Source organism: Vescimonas coprocola (assembly GCF_018408575.1).
Taxonomy (GTDB): Bacteria; Bacillota; Clostridia; order Oscillospirales; family Oscillospiraceae; genus Vescimonas; species Vescimonas coprocola.
In genome coordinates this window covers 2,029,826-2,047,123 of record NZ_AP023418.1, presented here as the reverse complement: position 1 = coordinate 2,047,123, position 17,298 = coordinate 2,029,826, and the positions used below count along the sequence as shown (strand labels likewise).

Sequence of the window (17,298 nt, the reverse complement as noted above, 5' to 3'; positions counted from 1 at the left end):
TAATCGCCTTTGGACAGCATACTCCAACAGATCACAGACTGGCTGAAAGAAATGCTCGTTTCAGCTATTATGGGAAATCTGTCGGGGATGTTTGAGTCCGTCAACAACCAGGTTGGCGAGATAGCAACCTCCGTTGGCATGACCCCGGCGAATTTTTCGCCGGGTGTCTTTGCCATGGTACGAAACATCTCCGAGTCAGTGATTATCCCAATCGCAGGCTTGATTCTGACCTTCATTGCCTGTTATGAGCTAATTCAGATGATTATTGACCACAACAATCTGGCAAATTTTGAAACCTGGATCTTCTTCAAATGGGTGTTCAAGACTTTTGTTGCGGTCATGTTAATCACAAACACATTCAATATCACGATGGCTGTGTTTGATGTGACACAGCACGTTATAAACGCAAGCGCCGGTATCATATCCGGAAATACTGCCATAGATGCTTCGGCATTGGAAACAATGGAAGAAACGCTGATGGCAATGGATTTGGGTCCTTTGCTCGGCTTGTTCCTGCAATCCTTTATCGTGCAGGTCACGATGTCCGCTTTGGCAATCATCATCTTTGTGATCGTCTACGGTCGAATGATTGAAATTTATCTGATGGTCAGCCTTGCCCCGATTCCGCTTTCCACTTTTGGAAACAGAGAACAGAGCAATATCGGACAGAATTATCTGCGTTCGCTGTTTGCAATCGGATTCCAGGGATTCCTGATTATGATCTGCGTGGGCATTTATGCGGTGCTGATTCAGTCTATCGCATTCAGTGATGACATCATCGGTTCTATCTGGGGTGTTATGGGCTACACCGTCCTTTTGTGCTTCACCCTGTTTAAGACTGGTTCGCTTGCGAAGGGTGTATTCAGCGCTCACTAAGGGAAGGAGGAAATTGTTTGGCAGCGTATATTCCCGTACCTCGTGACCTGACGAGGGTAAAAACAAAAGTGTTCTTCAATCTGACGAAACGGCAGTTACTTTGCTTTGGTGCGGCGGCGCTCATCGGAGTGCCGATTTTCTTTCTGGTCAAAGCAACCGGAAATGTGAGCCTTGCAGCACTGTCCATGATGATCGTCATGTTACCGTTGTTCTTTCTGGCAATGTATGAAAAGGATAGTCAGCCGTTGGAAGTGGTTGTAGAACACTTCATTCAGACCAAATTCGTTCGTCCCAAGGTTCGCCCTTATCAGACGGACAACTATTATGACGCTTTGATGCGTCAGTACAAACTGGAAAAGGAGGTTGAACGAATTGTTTTTCAAAAAGAAGCCACAGGCAAGAAACATCAAAATGCCTGCAAATCTGAATCGGAAGCAGCAGCGAGAAATTAAAGCTGTTGTGGAACGGGCAAAGAAGGACAACGGTATTCCGCAGACTGCACAGCAGTCCATTCCCTTTCAGAGAATGTTCCCGGATGGCATCTGCCGTGTCACTGACAGTTATTACACCAAGACCATTCAGTTTCAGGACATCAACTATCAGCTGGCACAGCAGGAAGATAAGACTGCCATCTTCGATGAGTGGTGCAGTTTCCTGAATTTCTTTGACAGCTCCATTCACTTTGAGCTTTCCTTTATGAACCTGAGTACCGATGCTGAAAGCTTTGAAAAGAGTATCCGTATCCCGTTCAAGAAGGACAGCTTCAATCCCGTCCGTGCCGAGTATAGCCAGATGCTGAAAAAGCAGTTGGCGCAGGGCAACAACGGCTTGACCAAAACCAAGTACCTGACATTCGGCATTGAAGCCGAATCCATGCGGCAGGCAAAGCCGAGACTCAACCATATCGAAAACGATCTGCTCAATAACTTTCGGCGTTTGGGTGTCATTGCCACTACCATGAACGGCAAAGAGCGGCTGCATCTGATGCACTCTATGTTCCACATGGGTGATAATGATAAGTTCTTCTTCGATTGGAAGTATCTTGTGGAATCCGGGCTGTCCGTAAAGGACTTCATTGCTCCGACGGCGTTTGCCTTTAAGACCAACCGCACCTTCCAGATGGGCAGTATCTTCGGTTCGATGTCTTATCTGGCAATTACGGCATCAGACCTGTCTGATCGTATGCTGGCGGATTTTCTGGATATGGAATCCACGCAGATCGTGACCATGCACATCCAGTCGGTTGACCAGACTGCGGCGATTAAGACCATCAAGAGAATCATCACCGAGCTTGACCGTTCCAAAATCGAGGAACAGAAAAAGGCTGTGCGTTCTGGCTATGACATGGACATTATCCCATCTGACCTTGCTACCTATGGTAAAGATGCGAAGTCACTTCTGAAAGAATTGCAGAGCCAGAATGAGCGAATGTTCATGGTGACATTTCTGGTGCTGAACACCGGGCGCACCGAGCAGGAACTGGAGAACAATGTGTTCCAGGCACAGAGCATCGCCCAGAAGCATAACTGCAATCTGCGTCGTTTGGATTTTCAGCAGGAATCCGGACTGATGAGCAGCCTGCCTTTGGCACAAAACCTGATTGAGATTCGTCGTGGCCTGACTACCAGTTCCACGGCTATTTTTGTGCCTTTCACCACGCAGGAGCTGTTCCAGAATGGTGGAGAAACGCTCTATTACGGGCTGAATGCTCTGTCGAACAACCTTATCATGGTGGACAGAAAGAAGCTCAAGAACCCCAACGGACTGATTCTGGGTACTCCCGGTTCCGGTAAATCCTTTTCCGCAAAGCGTGAAATCACCAATGCGTTCCTGGTTACGGATGACGATATTATCATCTGCGACCCCGAAGCGGAATATGCGGCTCTGGTTCACAAGTTCAATGGTCAGGTGGTAAAAATCAGCTCCTCCAGTACCAACTATATCAACCCTATGGACATCAACCTGAACTACTCTGAGGATGACAACCCGGTAGCACTGAAAGCTGATTTTATCCTGTCCCTCTGTGAGTTGATTATGGGCAGTAAGGATGGCTTGCAGCCTATCGAAAAGACGGTTATCGACCGTTGTGTGCATCAGATTTACCAGAGATATTTCGACAATCCTGCCCCTGAGAATATGCCGATCCTTGAGGATTTGTATGATGCCCTTCTGAAACAGGACGAAAAGGAAGCCCACCATGTAGCGACCGCCTTGGAAATCTATGTTAAGGGTTCTCTGAAACTGTTTAACAACAGAACCAATGTGGATATTCAGAATCGTCTGGTGTGCTTCGACATTAAGGAGCTGGGCAATCAGCTGAAAAAAATCGGTATGCTGATCGTTCAGGATCAGGTCTGGGGGCGTGTAACTGCCAACCGTTCTGCCGGTAAATCGACCAGATATTATATTGACGAGTTCCATCTGCTTCTGAAGGAAGAACAGACGGCAACCTATTCCGTAGAAATCTGGAAGCGATTCCGTAAATGGGGCGGCTTGCCGACCGGTATTACTCAGAATGTCAAAGACCTGCTTCGTTCCCCGGAGATTGCCAACATCCTCGAAAACTCTGATTTCATCTATATGCTGAATCAGGCAAGCGATGACCGAAGTATTCTGGCACAGCGGTTGAACATTTCGCCGCATCAGCTGTCCTATGTAACCAACTCCGGTGAGGGCGAAGGACTTCTGTTCTATGGCAATGTGATTCTGCCGTTCATTGACCGATTCCCGACAGATCTGGAACTGTATCGCATTATGACCACGAAGTTAAACGAGGTGGCACAGGAAAAGGAGGCGTAATGTATGGCGAAAAGACCTACACGACTCCGTTTTACCGAAGATGACCTTGCAGATTCTCATGTGAAGAAAGCTGCCGACCGTGCAGATAAGGCGGTTGATAGGGCTGAAAAAGCGGCAGACAAATTGGCTTCTAAAAAGGCAAAGCCGAAGCTAAAGCTGGAAACAGATGCAGCCGGTTCCCGTAAAGCAAAGCTCCGTTTTGAAAAAGCGGAGTTTACGGAAATCGAGCGCCCATCTGTGGCAAAGCACATGGCAAGCCGTGGTGCCGCAGTCACGCTCACATCCAAAGCACATCGGGCGGTGTCAGAATATGAGGATGATAATATCGGCGTTCAGGCTGTGCAGGAAACGACCAAGGCTGTTGAATCCACTGTCTATACCGTCGATCATGCCGTTTACAGTCACAAGCTGAAAGCCTACGACAAGGCGGAAAAGCTGGTTGAGAAGTCAGATAAAGCAAATGTAAATGCCCTGTATGAGAAGTTCAAAAAGGACAACCCCGATGCCGGTTCCAATCCCTTTTCCCGTTGGCAACAGAAAAGGGCAATCAAGAAAGAATATGCTGCCGCCAAAGCCGGTAAGAATACCGCTTCGACAACGGCTTCTGCATCTAAGGGTGCAGGCAAGGCAACGGGCAAAGCAGCTCAGGGAGCCAAGAACATCACAGAAAGAGTAACGGAGTTCTGCACCACACACTCTAAAACGATTCTGTTTGTTTTGATTGCCGGACTGCTTTTTATGATACTCTCAGGGATGTTCTCGTCTTGTTCGGCTATGTTCCAAGGCGGCACACAGATCATTCTGGGAACTTCTTTTACTGCAAAAGAGGAAGATATTATTGGTGCGGACAATGATTACAAGGCTTTGGAAGCTGCGCTCCGCAATAAAATCAATAATATCGAGCGTACTCATAGCGGATATGACGAGTACCGGTATGACCTTGATGAAATCAACCACAATCCTTATGAGCTGGCGGCGTATTTGACGGTGAAGTTTGAGGATTACACCAGAGATGAGGTGCAGGCTACCCTGCAATGGCTATTTGAGCAACAATATGAGCTGACCCTGACGGAAGTAGTAGAGATTCGTACACGAACAACATCTTCTACTGATCCCGAAACGGGAGAGACAACAACAGAGGAAGAAGATTACGAATATTATATTCTGAATGTGAAGCTCAGAAATAAGGGCTTGAACAGTGTGATTTCAAATTCCGGCTTGTCGGAAGATGATATGGAGCGATATAGAATTTTGCTTCAGACAAGGGGCAACAGACCGGATATTTTCGGAAATGACATTTACGCCACCCCTGGCGGCGAGTACACCGATTATGATATTCCGGGCGAAGCGCTGACAGACACAAGATTTGCCAATATGATTCGGGAAGCTGAAAAATATCTGGGATACCCGTATGTGTGGGGCGGCAGCAGCCCGTCTACCTCCTTTGACTGCTCCGGATTTGTTTCCTATGTAATCAATCACTGCGGAAACGGTTGGAGTGTTGGTCGTTTGACCGCAAACGGTTTGATGGGCGTATGCGACATTATCCCGAAAAGCTCTGCCAAACCGGGAGATTTGATTTTCTTCCAAGGCACTTATGATACCTCCGGTGCATCACACGTTGGTATCTATGTTGGCAATGGTATGATGATCCACTGCGGAAACCCCATTTCCTACGCTTCTATCGAATCGAATTACTGGCAACAGCATTTTTACTGCTTCGGCAGAATCAGAAACTAAAGGAGGGATGGCGATTGAGTGCCAAGTTAGACAGAATAGGTGCAGACCTTGAAAAAGCCCGTAAGAAACGGGCAGAATGGGATGCTAAGGTGAAAGACCTGGAACGCAGATACCGTGAGGAGGAAAATTCCGAAATCCATGAGATGGTTCATGCTGCGAACCTGAATCCCGAACAGCTTTCCGAGCTGCTCCGTATGTTTGCTGCGGATATGGCTCCGAAGCCTGATACGATCAATACTATGAATGAGGAGGAAACGCAGAATGAGATTTAAGAAAATTGGAGCCGCATTGCTGGCGTGTGCAATGTGTTTTGGCGTGTTTTCTACAACGGCATTTGCCTATGTAGATGAAAGCGTAGCGACTGAAGAACCTGCGGTCGAAGAAAAAGTTCCCGAAACAGAGCCGGAGGAGCCGATGCTACCGCTTACTCCCGACGGCAATCTGACTTTGGTTGATGACGCTGGCTCGCCTACGAAAAGCGGAAAGCAGTTCATTACCGCTGTAACCAAAAACGGAAACTACTTCTATATCATCATTGACCGTGATGATAAGGGCGAGGAAACCGTGCATTTTCTGAATCAGGTGGATGAAGCCGACCTGCTCAAGCTGATGGACGAGGAAGAAGTTGCAGAGTTCACCAAGCCGGTTGAGGAAACAAAGCCGGAAGTAGTTGAAACAGTTCCTGAAATTACAGAACCGACACCGGAGGAAAAGCCGAAATCCACAAATATGCTCCCGGCGATTCTTACTCTGATTGTGCTTGCCTGTGGTGGTGGATTCTTCGTATTTAAGAAAGTCCAGGAAAAGAAGAAGGCACAGGAAGCGGCAAAGCCTGACCCAGATGCTGATTATGTGGACGATGACGAGGACTATGGGTACGATCCGGAGTTTGAGGACGACGATGAAGATAGCTCCGTCGATGAAGATGATAATGAACCTGTGTAAACAGGATAGGCTTGATGCCTGGGGCAGCCTTCGGGTTGCCTTTACATAGTTTCCGCTTTCAAAAAATAAAAAAATTTGCGTTTTTGAAAGTGACATCTTGCATATACTATTAGCAGACAGTATAATAAGTACAGCGAAGCGGTTTCGAGAAATGAAAAAACTTCAATTTTTGAAAGCGGGTGACTATATGAAAACAATCACGAGAGCAAAATATCTCGATAGAATCATTGAACTGAATGGTACTCCTGACATCAAGATCATCACGGGCATTCGTCGATCTGGTAAGTCCAAATTGATGCAGGCGTATATTGCGTATCTGAAAAGCAATTTTGAAAACATCAATATTATCTTCATCGACTTCATGGATTTGGCGTATGAAGAAATCAAGGAATACCATGCCTTACACGCCTATGTGGAAGAACATTATCAGGAAGGAAAAACGAACTACCTGTTTGTAGACGAGGTTCAGATGTGTCCCAAGTTTGAGTTGGCAATCAATAGCCTGTACTCTAAGGGAAAATACGACATCTATGTAACAGGCTCTAATGCTTTCCTGTTGAGTGCAGATCTGGCAACTCTGTTTACCGGACGCTATATTGAAATTCATGTGTTTCCTTTCAGCTTCCAGGAATATTGCCAGTATTATGATGATATTAGTGACAAAGATAAGCTCTTTGATGAGTACGCTATCAAGGGCGGTTTAGCAGGTTCCTATGCTTATAGAACCGAAAAAGACAGAACAAACTATATCAAAGAGGTCTACGAAACGATTGTTACAAGGGATTTGGTACAGAAATATACTCTCCCGGACACTTTGGTTTTACAACGTCTGAGCGAGTTCCTTATGGATAATATCAGCAACCTGACTTCTCCGAATAAGGTCAGTCAGCTACTGACAGCAAATGAGACTCCAACCAATCATGTAACCGTCGGCAAGTACATTAAGTATTTGTGCAATGCTTTTGTATTTTATGATATTAAGAGATATGACATCCGAGGTAAGAAATACCTTGAAAGCTCTGAAAAGTTCTATTTGTGTGACAGCGGTATTCGATATGCAATACTGGGAAGCAGAAATATAGACTATGGCAGAGTATATGAAAACGTTGTTTGTATCGAGCTTCTTCGCCGTGGATATGATGTCTATGTCGGCAAGCTCTATCAAAAGGAAATCGACTTTGTTGCTCAGAGAGGTAGCGAAAAGATTTATATTCAGGTCAGCGACAACATTTCCGGGCAGGAAACATTTGAGAGAGAATGCTCTCCTCTGCTTCAGATTCGAGACGCTTATCCGAAAATGATTATTGCCAGAACCAAACATCCCCAATATAGCTATGAAGGAATCGAAATTCACGATATAGCCGATTGGTTGCTACAAGAATAAGCAAGGTGAAATATCTCCGTCATTCTCTTTTGAAATGATGGAGATATTTTTATTATGACGGAGATTGTAGAACAGAAAATTGTATCAGGTTGCAAAAATCCTTTCCGAACTTTTTACATAGCAGTCATGCACTACGGTGTGTGGCTGCTTATTTTTTTGTGAAAGGAGCAGATGCAAATGAAATTAGTTTTGGCTGAAAAGCCTTCGGTTGCACAGAGTATTGCCAAAGTGTTAGGTGCTGCCAAGCGTGAGGATGGCTACTTAGAGGGAAACGGATATGTGGTCAGCTGGTGTGTAGGGCATTTGGTGGAGCTGGCACAGCCGGAAGTCTATGATGCGAAGTACAGCAAATGGGCTTATGCAGACCTTCCTATCTTCCCGATGGACTGGCAGTATGAGGTTTCTGCCGGTACGAAAAAACAGTTTGGGATTCTGAAAAAGCTCATGGCCAGAGAAGATGTTGCGAGTCTTGTGTGTGCAACAGATGCCGGTCGTGAGGGCGAGCTGATCTTTCGGTTGGTGTACCACAAAGCCGGGTGCAGAAAGCCGTTTGAGCGGCTTTGGATTTCCTCGATGGAAGATGTAGCAATCAAGGAGGGCTTTGAAAATCTCAGGTCTGGAACGGAATATGATGCTTTGTATGAAGCAGCACTGTGTCGAGAACGAGCCGACTGGATTGTTGGTATTAACGCTACTCGACTTTTTTCGACCCTTTACGGGCAGACCCTGAATGTTGGTCGTGTTATGACCCCTACCCTTGCTATGGCTGTTATGCGAGAAGCTGCCATTTCCGCATTCAAGCCTGAACTGTTCTACACAGTTCAGATTGGATTGGATGGTTTTACGGCTGCAAGCGAACGCTTCAAAACCAAGGCAGCAGCCGAAGCTGTCAAACAAAGCTGTTCGGTGGCAATCGTTCAGAAAGCTGAATGTAAGGAGAAAACAGAAAAGCCGCCTGCGCTCTATGACCTGACCAGTTTACAGAGAGAAGCCAACCGTGTGCTTGGCTACACGGCACAGCAGACCTTGGACTACACGCAGAACCTCTATGAAAAGAAACTGGTCACTTATCCCCGTACCGACAGCAGGTTTCTGACGGAAGATATGGCACATAGCCTGACCGACCTCGTAAAGCTGGCTTTCCACACATTCCCCGTGGAGGATGTGGATAACATACCAGTTCATGCAGAGCAGGTTGTGAATAACAAAAAGGTCACAGATCACCATGCCATCATTCCGACCAGAGAATTGCAGAAATGCAATCTGAGCGAACTTCCCAAGGGTGAACTTGCAATTTTGCAACTGATCTCGAATCGGTTGTGCGTAGCTGTTGGCGATCCGCACCGATACGCAGAGACAGTTATTGAGCTGGACTGTGGCGGTACCGTGTTTTCCACCAAAGGCAAAACTGTTGTGCAGGATGGATGGAAAGCTCTGGTTCAGAAAAATGATTCGACAAAATCCGACGAAAACGTGCAGACACTCCCTTCTGTTTCCGTTGGTGACGAAATGACCGTCAGCGGCACGGAAATCAAGGAAGGGAAAACATCTCCCCCTAAACACTTTACCGATGTGATATTTTGTGAGCGTAAGGAGTGGATAGGAATTGAAGAAAGGAGTTCAGCATGAGAAGAAAAAAAGATAGAAGCAATGGCATTACTGCTTTGTATGAAAGACTGTCTCGTGATGATGATAATGCTGGAGAGAGTAACAGTATAGTTCATCAAAAGCAAATGCTTGAAGATTATGCTATGAAACATGGTTTTACGAATCTTGTTCATTTTACCGATGATGGTTGGAGTGGAGCGACTTTTGACAGACCTTCATGGAACAGACTTGTTGAAGGTGTTAAAAACGGAGAAATCACTGCCTGTATCTGCAAAGATATGTCCAGAATCGGCAGAGATCATCTGCAAGTAGGTTTTTTCACTGACATTCTGTTTAGAGAAAAGGAAGTTCGATTTATAGCAATCAATAATGGTATTGACAGTGACCGTCAAGAAACCAGTGAGTTTGCCCCTTTTCTGAATATCATGAATGAGTGGTTTGTCAGGGACACAAGTAAGAAAATTAAAGCTGTACTGAAATCCAGAGGTTCTTCCGGCAACGCTCATACAAGTAATATCCCACCATACGGCTATTTGAAAGACCCCGAAAACCCCGACCATTGGATTATTGATGAAGAAGCTGCTGAAGTAGTCCGCAGAATTTATCGCATGACTATTGAGGGAAAAGGACCTTATCAGATAGCAAGAGAACTTTCAGAAGAAAAAATTGAAAGACCATCTTATTATCTTGGCAAAAAGGGACTTGGAAATCATGCAAGCAACTATGACAAAGAAAATCCGTATATGTGGCGAGGAAATCAGGTTACTACTCTGATTGCCCGACCAGAGTATATCGGAAAGACTGTCAATTTCAGGACATTCAAAAATTCCTATAAGGACAAAAAGACGAAAAGGGCAGATAAGGAAGATTGGGTGGTTTTTGATGATACACAAGAGCCTATTGTCGATGAAGAAACATGGCTGCTTGCTCAAAAGTTAAGACAGAATGTAAGAAAAGCAGATCCTATGGGCGAGCCTAATGTTCTGACCGGAAAGATTTACTGTGCTGATTGTGGTGCGCCGATGTATAATCACAGGCAGCGGAAAGGGCGAGAAAGAATATACTATACTGCCAAAGGCGAAAAAAGGACAAGTTATTCCAATCCGGCAGATTGTTATGAATGTTCCACATATAATCTTGCTTATCAGAAGTATGACCGACATTGTACTTGCCACCATATTTCAACAAAAGCACTTAAAAGCATCATTCTGAAAACCATACAGGAGACTTGCCATTATGTTTCTTTGAATGAGCGGGAGTTTGTTTATTCTCTGCAAGAAGAATCGGCGATGAAAGATATTGCTGTTTCTGAAACTGTAAAAAACCGCATTGAAAGAAATCAGAAGCGAGTTCACGAACTGGATATGCTTATCAGGAAAATCTATGAAGATAATGTGATTGGAAGATTGCCGGACAGACTTTTTCAGAGTATGCTTACTGATTATGAAAATGAGCAGAACGAGCTGAACAAGATTATTGAGACTGACACCGCTGATATGCAACGGATTATAGGCGGTCAAAATAATGTGGAGCGTTTTCTAAAGCTGGTTAAAAAGTATGAGAACATTACAGAACTTACTCCTGCCATGATAAATGAATTTATCGACAAAATACTGGTTCACGAGCCACAAGGAAAAGGTGCAGACCGCACCACAGAGGTGGAGATATATCTTAACTATGTCGGGCAATTTCAAGTACCTGTGGAGCAGCATGAACCAACCGAGGAAGAAAGGATTGCTGCTGAAAAAGAGGCGGAACGACTTCGCAGAAAACGAGAATCCAATCGTAAGTATATGAAAAAGATTCGTGAGAAATCAAAAGAATTTGCGGAGCATGAGCGTATAGCAGAAGAAAAAAGCTCTGATAGCAATGTGTGTGTTGAACAGAACGCCACAAGCAAATCAAATCGGCAAAAAGTGAAAGGAGAAAAAATAGCATGACAGAATTGAAACTACGAATCCATGACGAAAGCAACGGTCTGGACTATGTTCTTGTGGGTGATTACTATGTGCCGGACTTGAAGCTACCGGAGGAACACCGCCCTATCGGTATGTGGGGCAGACTGCACAGGACATATTTGGAGCAGTACCGCCCTGCAAGGTTCTCTGCCCTCTGTTTATCCGGCGAACTGCATACTTACCTTGCTGATCTGAACGAACAGGCAACGGAAAGGTGCAGCCTTATCATTGAGCAGATGAAACAAGCCGAGGGCGTGACCGAAACCATGAAAGCAGACAATCAGATGTTGTGGGTACAGTCCATGAACTCTATCCGTAACCGAGCCGAAGAAATCATCAGACAGGAAATGATTTACTGCTGATTTTATCAAGTCCAAAACCAACAAATTTGTATCGTAAACGAAGCGACAGGTATTTCCTTATGAAGTGTCTGTCGCTTTTCATTTATCAAACTTTAAGGAGGAAAACACAATGAAGATGAACCGGAATGAAATGGAAGCCCTTTATGCCTTTGGCTGTCCGAACCTGAAAGCAACTGTCGAGCGTTTGCGTATGGTAGCTGCCCTTGCACCCGATCCAGTGGCGAAGAAGCTGTTTTATATGCTTTCCGTCAAGCTGAGTGCTGAGGGTGTTGAAAGGTGGTATCGCTGCTTTTACTGCAAGCTGCGTGTGTTGAAAAACCATAGGGAGGGCTGCTATGACGAGACTGACGAAGATTGAGAAAGAAACAATCGTTCTCTTTAATGAGGGCGAGGACAAGGCAAATATCTACACCCACAACGCCGGATTGAAAAAGAGGTTGGCTGCTTTTGCTAAGAAGTACCCTGACCTTTGCCGACTGGAAAAATCCAATGTTCAAGGCGGTGTTTCTTATGAGCTGGCAAAGTCCCGTCTGTCTATCCGTTTCCTGCCGCCTTACAGTGAGGAACGCAGACAGAAAGCCAGTGAATATGCGAAAAAGCATGGGCTGAACAGCCAGCAGGGATACTGTGATAATCAGGGCTGATATGCGGTTAAAATGTCAGGTGCAAACCTGATGTTTTGACCGTTGCCTATCGCCTGTGAGGAAAGTATCGGAGACTATAAATTTTACGGAAATGTGCGTTACAAGGTTTGAACAGGAACTCTGTACACAAAATTTTTTCTTCCATTCTTTAAGTTGATGAAGTATAATGAGATATGAAAAATTGAGGTTTTTAATACTCGATTTCAAACAATCATTTTTATATAGCTGGAACTATGGAGGGCAAAAAATGAATGATTTTTTACGAATGTGTTTGAATATAATTACACAAATAGGCCCCTATTTAGTTGTACTTCTTCTTTTGAAATATCTTGTAAATCTTCAACAAAAGAGAGCTAAAGAACGAGAGGAAGAACAGAAAAAGGGAATAATTAGAACGCATTATACAATAAAAACAGAGAAATTCCTTGTCGTGGCATTTATCGTAGGTACAATTTTTTTTGCTTGTTGTACGGCTATGAGTCTTAGGGAAAAAGAAGATATGTTTGTCATTTGTATATTTGGAATATTTTTTTAGTAGGCATAAGCGGAATAGTCAATATGGTAATGTGGAAACTGGAAGTGAACGGAGATGAAATCACATGGCGGTCAACTTTTGGAAAAAAGAGAACTTTTCGTTTTGGGGATATTACCTACTGCGAGAGAAAAAAAGGTTCTGTGCGTGTATATGTAAATGGGGAAAAGCTATTTACCATTGATAGTAATATCGATAAAGAAGAATTTATGGAAGATATAGAGAGAAGAAGAATCCCTGTAAAATCTTACTGGACAAATCAGCATAAGAAGAATCGTAAATGACATAGATTTTATAACAGTACGATGTTAGACAACTGAATATGACCGTCAAAGTCGGATGAAGAAACCGATGTATTGAGCGTAAAGCGATCATGCGTCGGTTTTTCTTATTTCATGAGCTGACAGAATTCCGACTGTATATCGCCTGTGAGGAAAGTATCGGGGACTATGGATTTTGCAGAAATGTGCGTTACAGGTAAGTAAAAAAACTACTTGATAGAGTGTAAATTGAATTGTTCATATCGGTATGATATAATTTACTGAAATGAAGCAAGAAGGTGGACTTTTGTATGAAAAAATTTTTGAAAATATTGCTAATCATTATAGGAATAGTCTTTTTGATTTTTGCAGCACTGATATGTATTGGACTGTTTGTTGATTATGATGACCATATTGAAAATGGTCGCTATACTTATGTTCCGGAAGATGACAATAAAGACAATGCATATGTCGAATTCAATTTGAGCGATTACGATAAAAAGGATTCTGAACTCATATATTATAGTTCTGTCGAAGAAGCTATTTTGAATTCTCCTTTGAATACTGAAAATGAAGAATTTTCTGTTCCAGAAGATTTTCTTAATCATGTTGATGAAATATTGCATATATGGAATGGCAAACAGTATGATACGATTTTCTATCGGGCAGGAAGCGATAATGATCCCGTTCAAGGTTTTGTGATGGCACGCTGCAAAAAACAGGTGGAGGAAACAACTGTACAATATGCGTTTATGAATGCTACACCGGTTACAACTAAAGCGGATAGCATTCTTATATCTGATATTACAGAACTAATTCATTCATCTTTAAAATTAAGTGATTTTCAACAGGACTTGAATCCAAATTATCCAGATACCAGATTTGTTTTTGGCTATGCACATGATAAGGAAATTTACTCATTAGAAGTAGAAGGTCAAAAGCCAGATGGTGTTATTGAAATCAATGTATATGACAGAACGATGTATCTATGGTATTATGATGATTTAAAGAGCGACAAGAGAGGAAACAATCTAAGTTATTCAGTAGATATGCCAGAGTAATTTTTCAAATTGTCTAATCTGCCACAACTGAATATGACCGTCAAGGTCAGATGAAGAAACCGATGTATTGAGCGTAAAGCAATCATGCGTCGGTTTTTCTTTTTGCAAAATAGTCCGGTGGACTGTTTTGTAAAACCGAAGGAACTGACAGAGCTTGAGACGGGGCGAAGTCAGTTTGTTCGGGCGGGAGTACAGAGGGTGCAACCCTTTGTGCATGGGTACAGGGAATGCAATACCCCTGTGCAGGTCAAGGGCGGCAGCCTTGCCCAGTTAAGTGGCGTTTCGCCACTTAGTACTGGGTATTACTTGACGCAGAAAGCCGCAAGGAATCAGCTTCGCTGCCCTTCTCCCCTGTCGGGGAAATCAAAAAGAAGGAGGAACTCATGTGAAATTAACAAGGCACAATGGACGAGCCGGAAAGAATGGCGTTTATAATCCGAAGCACAATGACCGCAGTTTTGACATTGCCAACAGCGAACACATTGACGAAGAACGAGCCAAACAAAATCTCTATTGGGACTGTTACAATGGCTTCCGCAATTTCAAAAATCCCGAAAAGGAAAATGAGCTGTCTGCCACTTTTGAAGATGTGGAACAGCTTTTTTATCGTCAGCGGTATCGTGATTTTGTGACCGGACAGAACGAAAGAAATGTGAAGAACCGACACCCTGAAAGAAATAAGGAAACCGGAGATTTGCTCAAAAGCAAAAAGACCTGCCCAGAGGAAACGGTCTATCAGATTGGAACGCTTGATAATCATGTTCCACCAGAACTGCTCATTGAGATCGTCACAGAATTTATGGAAATCGTAAATGAGCGTTTCGGCTCTCATGTCCATATCCTGAATTGGGCACTGCACTTGGATGAAAGCACCCCTCATATTCACGAGCGTCATGTGTTCGACTGTGAAAATCAATATGGGGAGATTGCCCCACAACAGGAAAAGGCTTTGGAAGCACTGGGGTTTGAACTGCCAGAACCGGAGAAGCCTGTCGGAAGAAAAAATAACCGCAAGATGACTTTCGATTCAGCCTGCCGAGTGCTGTTGTTTGATGTGGCGAAAAAGCATGGCTTACAACTGGAAGAAGAACCGGAATATGGTGGTCGTGCTTATCTGGAAAAACAGGACTATATTCTTTTCAAGCAAAAGGAGCAACTGGCAGCACAGGAGCAAAAGTTGGAAGAACTCACGATGAAGATTGAAGATGTGGAAGCTCTGGTGGACGAGGTTGCCGATATTGCCTATGACAAGGCGGTTGAGGTCGTTGCTGATACTGTAAAACTGGAAACGCACAAGGAGGATATTAAGCTGGTGGAGCAGTCTAAAGCGTGGGTTCTCTCCCCTGAGCGTAAGGCTTCAAAGAAAGAAGTTGAGTATGCAGTGAAACGATTGGATGGCGTGATTGCCAGAATCACAAACGCTATGAAATCAACCATTCAGAAAATCCAAACCACGCTGATGAAACCGGAGGTCAAAAAAGCCGGAACGGAGCAAATCAAGAAGAAAGCCAAAAATTCTATTATAGAGCAGTTGAGCCGCAAAAAGAAAGAAATTGCAGAGCGTGAAGTCAGCCGGACGGATCAGGCAAAAAGCAAAAAACAGGATATGGAACTCTAAAGCACTTGCTGTTTTCACTTTGAAAATGACAGGTGCTTTTGCTTTAGGGAGTAAGAAAATATCTTCCATTCTTTAGGTTGATGAAGTATAATGATAGTAAGAAATTTTTTGTAATGACCTTAATCCAATAAGTGATTTTGCAATTATTCAGTAAAGGATGTAATTATATGAAAAAAGTATTGTTGCTTTCCAGTGTGATTATTATACTCGGTTTAACAGGCTGCTCTAACAAATATTTCAATGACTGGTTTAGCTCTGAACAAAATGAAACGGATAAGATGTGTCAACAAATTATCGAGGCATGTAAGCAACAGGATTCAGAGAAACTCAAATCTCTATTTTCCGAAGAAAGCAAAAAGAGCATTGAGAATTTAGACACTGAAATCTCTGATTTTTTCGATTATATTGAGGGCAGTATCCAAAGTTTTGAGGGCGATTGTGCATCATCAAGTGAAAGCAACTATGGTAAAAGGAAAACGGAATTGGATGGTATGTATCTCATATTGACAGAGAAGGAACGGTATTGTATGAATTTTTATATGTATAGTGAGGATGATGAAAATGCTCAAAATGTGGGGATATATAAAATTGAAATTGCATTGGAGAGCGAAGTGGCTGAGGATAATTTTATATGGGATAATCCCCCAAACGGTATTTTTGTTGGAGGACAAAATTGATTTTTGTTATGAGAGAACATTAAAGTATAAATTTCGGATGGTATAAGAAAAACTGACTACAATTAAATCTTCACAGCTTTACTAAGCAGGAAATCTGAAAAGTTCTCCTGCTTTTTTGCACTCAAAATAGAATGTGGAACTCTAAGACACTTGCTGTCTTCGTTTTGAAAATGACAGGTGCTTTTGCTTTGGGAGGCAAGAAAAAATCTTCCATTCTTTAGGTTGATGAAGTATAATGTAAGCAACAAACTTGAAGTTTAAGGGGATGATATTATGGATTTTGCTATATTTAGATTGTTTATAAGAGTTTCATTATTTGTTATAGCGTTAATTGCTTGCATTATCTATCTAATTAAAAAAAGAAAACTTATCTATTCGATATTTTTTGATAAAGAAGCGATAAAAAAAGAATATACTGGAAAAAATGATATAATATTTCTTCGATTGGCTAATACCATTCTTGTTATAGTAGCTATTCTTTTAATCTTATATTTGAAAGATTTTGTTTTAGATATGCCTTACATCATAAACAAACAGTATAGTTATGCAGAAGGATATGTAACTGAACAATCTCATGGTGGTGCAGATATATCTTCTGAAAGAAGAAGTATTTTTCTATATGATAAAGTTAAAGATGATGAAATCGAAATCACAGTATTTTCAAGGTATATTGATAAAAATACTTATTTAAAGGTACAATATCTTCCGCATACGAAATATGGTGCTATTGTAGAAATTAAATAATTCATTCTAAAAAGAAAATTTCCAGTTTGTATAACTGGCAACCCAACCACAATTAAATCTTCAAAGCTTTACTAAGCAGGAAATCTGAAA

At 42.9% G+C, this 17,298-nt stretch carries 16 protein-coding genes and 1 pseudogene; all 17 read left to right on the top strand.

The features are described from left to right. Positions 1-9 precede the first annotated feature (9 nt). Entirely contained in the window at positions 10-876 is an 867-nt protein-coding gene (locus tag KJS28_RS10085) for a VirB6/TrbL-like conjugal transfer protein, CD1112 family (protein WP_002304374.1), read from the top strand. A 17-nt stretch (positions 877-893) separates the two neighbouring features. After that, positions 894-1,328 carry a PrgI family protein gene (locus tag KJS28_RS10080; RefSeq protein ID WP_002304375.1) on the top strand — a complete coding sequence of 145 codons (435 nt, stop codon included), beginning with the start codon at positions 894-896 and terminating at the stop codon, positions 1,326-1,328. Further along, positions 1,288-3,675 (top strand): VirB4-like conjugal transfer ATPase, CD1110 family, encoded by a 2,388-nt coding sequence (locus KJS28_RS10075; RefSeq protein ID WP_002588967.1) that lies wholly within the window; start codon positions 1,288-1,290, stop codon positions 3,673-3,675. Before KJS28_RS10080 ends, KJS28_RS10075 begins: the two co-directional genes overlap by 41 nt. A gap of 3 nt (positions 3,676-3,678) precedes the next feature. After that, positions 3,679-5,415: a C40 family peptidase gene (locus tag KJS28_RS10070; RefSeq protein ID WP_002304377.1), complete on the top strand. Its 1,737-nt coding sequence runs from the start codon at positions 3,679-3,681 to the stop codon at positions 5,413-5,415. Positions 5,416-5,429: 14 nt separating this feature from the next. Beyond that, positions 5,430-5,687, top strand: coding sequence for a DUF4315 family protein (locus tag KJS28_RS10065; RefSeq protein WP_002304378.1), 258 nt, complete (start codon positions 5,430-5,432; stop codon positions 5,685-5,687). After that, positions 5,677-6,360: a DUF4366 domain-containing protein gene (locus tag KJS28_RS10060; protein ID WP_002578950.1), complete on the top strand. Its 684-nt coding sequence runs from the start codon at positions 5,677-5,679 to the stop codon at positions 6,358-6,360. Before KJS28_RS10065 ends, KJS28_RS10060 begins: the two co-directional genes overlap by 11 nt. Positions 6,361-6,511: 151 nt before the next feature. Then, positions 6,512-7,744 carry an ATP-binding protein gene (locus KJS28_RS10055; RefSeq protein ID WP_002304383.1) on the top strand — a complete coding sequence of 411 codons (1,233 nt, stop codon included), beginning with the start codon at positions 6,512-6,514 and terminating at the stop codon, positions 7,742-7,744. Positions 7,745-7,921: 177 nt separating this feature from the next. Then, positions 7,922-9,373, top strand: coding sequence for a DNA topoisomerase (locus KJS28_RS10050; RefSeq protein ID WP_107000944.1), 1,452 nt, complete (start codon positions 7,922-7,924; stop codon positions 9,371-9,373). Beyond that, positions 9,370-11,292 (top strand): recombinase family protein, encoded by a 1,923-nt coding sequence (locus tag KJS28_RS10045; protein ID WP_173738886.1) that lies wholly within the window; start codon positions 9,370-9,372, stop codon positions 11,290-11,292. The genes KJS28_RS10050 and KJS28_RS10045 overlap by 4 nt, the downstream gene beginning before the upstream one ends. Next, positions 11,289-11,672, top strand: a complete 384-nt coding sequence (locus tag KJS28_RS10040; protein WP_008371551.1) for a TnpV protein — start codon at positions 11,289-11,291, stop codon at positions 11,670-11,672. The genes KJS28_RS10045 and KJS28_RS10040 overlap by 4 nt, the downstream gene beginning before the upstream one ends. A 109-nt stretch (positions 11,673-11,781) precedes the next feature. After that, a complete protein-coding gene (locus tag KJS28_RS10035) occupies positions 11,782-12,030 on the top strand; it encodes a hypothetical protein (RefSeq protein ID WP_005930789.1) in 249 nt (82 codons plus the stop codon). Further along, positions 12,008-12,316, top strand: coding sequence for a molecular chaperone (locus KJS28_RS10030; RefSeq protein ID WP_117992063.1), 309 nt, complete (start codon positions 12,008-12,010; stop codon positions 12,314-12,316). The genes KJS28_RS10035 and KJS28_RS10030 overlap by 23 nt, the downstream gene beginning before the upstream one ends. Positions 12,317-12,482: 166 nt before the next feature. Continuing rightward, positions 12,483-13,132, top strand: a pseudogene (locus KJS28_RS12835) (DUF6560 family protein). 287 nt (positions 13,133-13,419) lie between these two features. Then, positions 13,420-14,169 carry a hypothetical protein gene (locus KJS28_RS10020; RefSeq protein WP_213540769.1) on the top strand — a complete coding sequence of 250 codons (750 nt, stop codon included), beginning with the start codon at positions 13,420-13,422 and terminating at the stop codon, positions 14,167-14,169. A 385-nt stretch (positions 14,170-14,554) separates the two neighbouring features. Continuing rightward, entirely contained in the window at positions 14,555-15,787 is a 1,233-nt protein-coding gene (locus KJS28_RS10015; RefSeq protein ID WP_009255108.1) for a plasmid recombination protein, read from the top strand. A gap of 167 nt (positions 15,788-15,954) precedes the next feature. After that, positions 15,955-16,464 (top strand): DUF5104 domain-containing protein, encoded by a 510-nt coding sequence (locus KJS28_RS10010; protein WP_213540768.1) that lies wholly within the window; start codon positions 15,955-15,957, stop codon positions 16,462-16,464. 273 nt (positions 16,465-16,737) lie between these two features. Then, positions 16,738-17,208 carry a hypothetical protein gene (locus tag KJS28_RS10005; RefSeq protein WP_003864560.1) on the top strand — a complete coding sequence of 157 codons (471 nt, stop codon included), beginning with the start codon at positions 16,738-16,740 and terminating at the stop codon, positions 17,206-17,208. Positions 17,209-17,298: the final 90 nt, after the last annotated feature.

What these genes read in the sequence shown, in the direction of transcription:
- KJS28_RS10075 (WP_002588967.1), top strand. Translation starts at nt 1,288, where the DNA reads ATGCCTGCAAATCTGAATCGGAAGCAGCAGCGAGAAATTAAAGCTGTT.
- KJS28_RS10070 (WP_002304377.1), top strand. Translation starts at nt 3,679, where the DNA reads ATGGCGAAAAGACCTACACGACTCCGTTTTACCGAAGATGACCTTGCA.
- KJS28_RS10060 (WP_002578950.1), top strand. Translation starts at nt 5,677, where the DNA reads ATGAGATTTAAGAAAATTGGAGCCGCATTGCTGGCGTGTGCAATGTGT.
- KJS28_RS10055 (WP_002304383.1), top strand. Translation starts at nt 6,512, where the DNA reads ATGAAAAAACTTCAATTTTTGAAAGCGGGTGACTATATGAAAACAATC.
- KJS28_RS10050 (WP_107000944.1), top strand. Translation starts at nt 7,922, where the DNA reads ATGAAATTAGTTTTGGCTGAAAAGCCTTCGGTTGCACAGAGTATTGCC.
- KJS28_RS10045 (WP_173738886.1), top strand. Translation starts at nt 9,370, where the DNA reads ATGAGAAGAAAAAAAGATAGAAGCAATGGCATTACTGCTTTGTATGAA.
- KJS28_RS10040 (WP_008371551.1), top strand. Translation starts at nt 11,289, where the DNA reads ATGACAGAATTGAAACTACGAATCCATGACGAAAGCAACGGTCTGGAC.
- KJS28_RS10035 (WP_005930789.1), top strand. Translation starts at nt 11,782, where the DNA reads ATGAAGATGAACCGGAATGAAATGGAAGCCCTTTATGCCTTTGGCTGT.
- KJS28_RS10030 (WP_117992063.1), top strand. Translation starts at nt 12,008, where the DNA reads ATGACGAGACTGACGAAGATTGAGAAAGAAACAATCGTTCTCTTTAAT.
- KJS28_RS10020 (WP_213540769.1), top strand. Translation starts at nt 13,420, where the DNA reads ATGAAAAAATTTTTGAAAATATTGCTAATCATTATAGGAATAGTCTTT.
- KJS28_RS10010 (WP_213540768.1), top strand. Translation starts at nt 15,955, where the DNA reads ATGAAAAAAGTATTGTTGCTTTCCAGTGTGATTATTATACTCGGTTTA.
- KJS28_RS10005 (WP_003864560.1), top strand. Translation starts at nt 16,738, where the DNA reads ATGGATTTTGCTATATTTAGATTGTTTATAAGAGTTTCATTATTTGTT.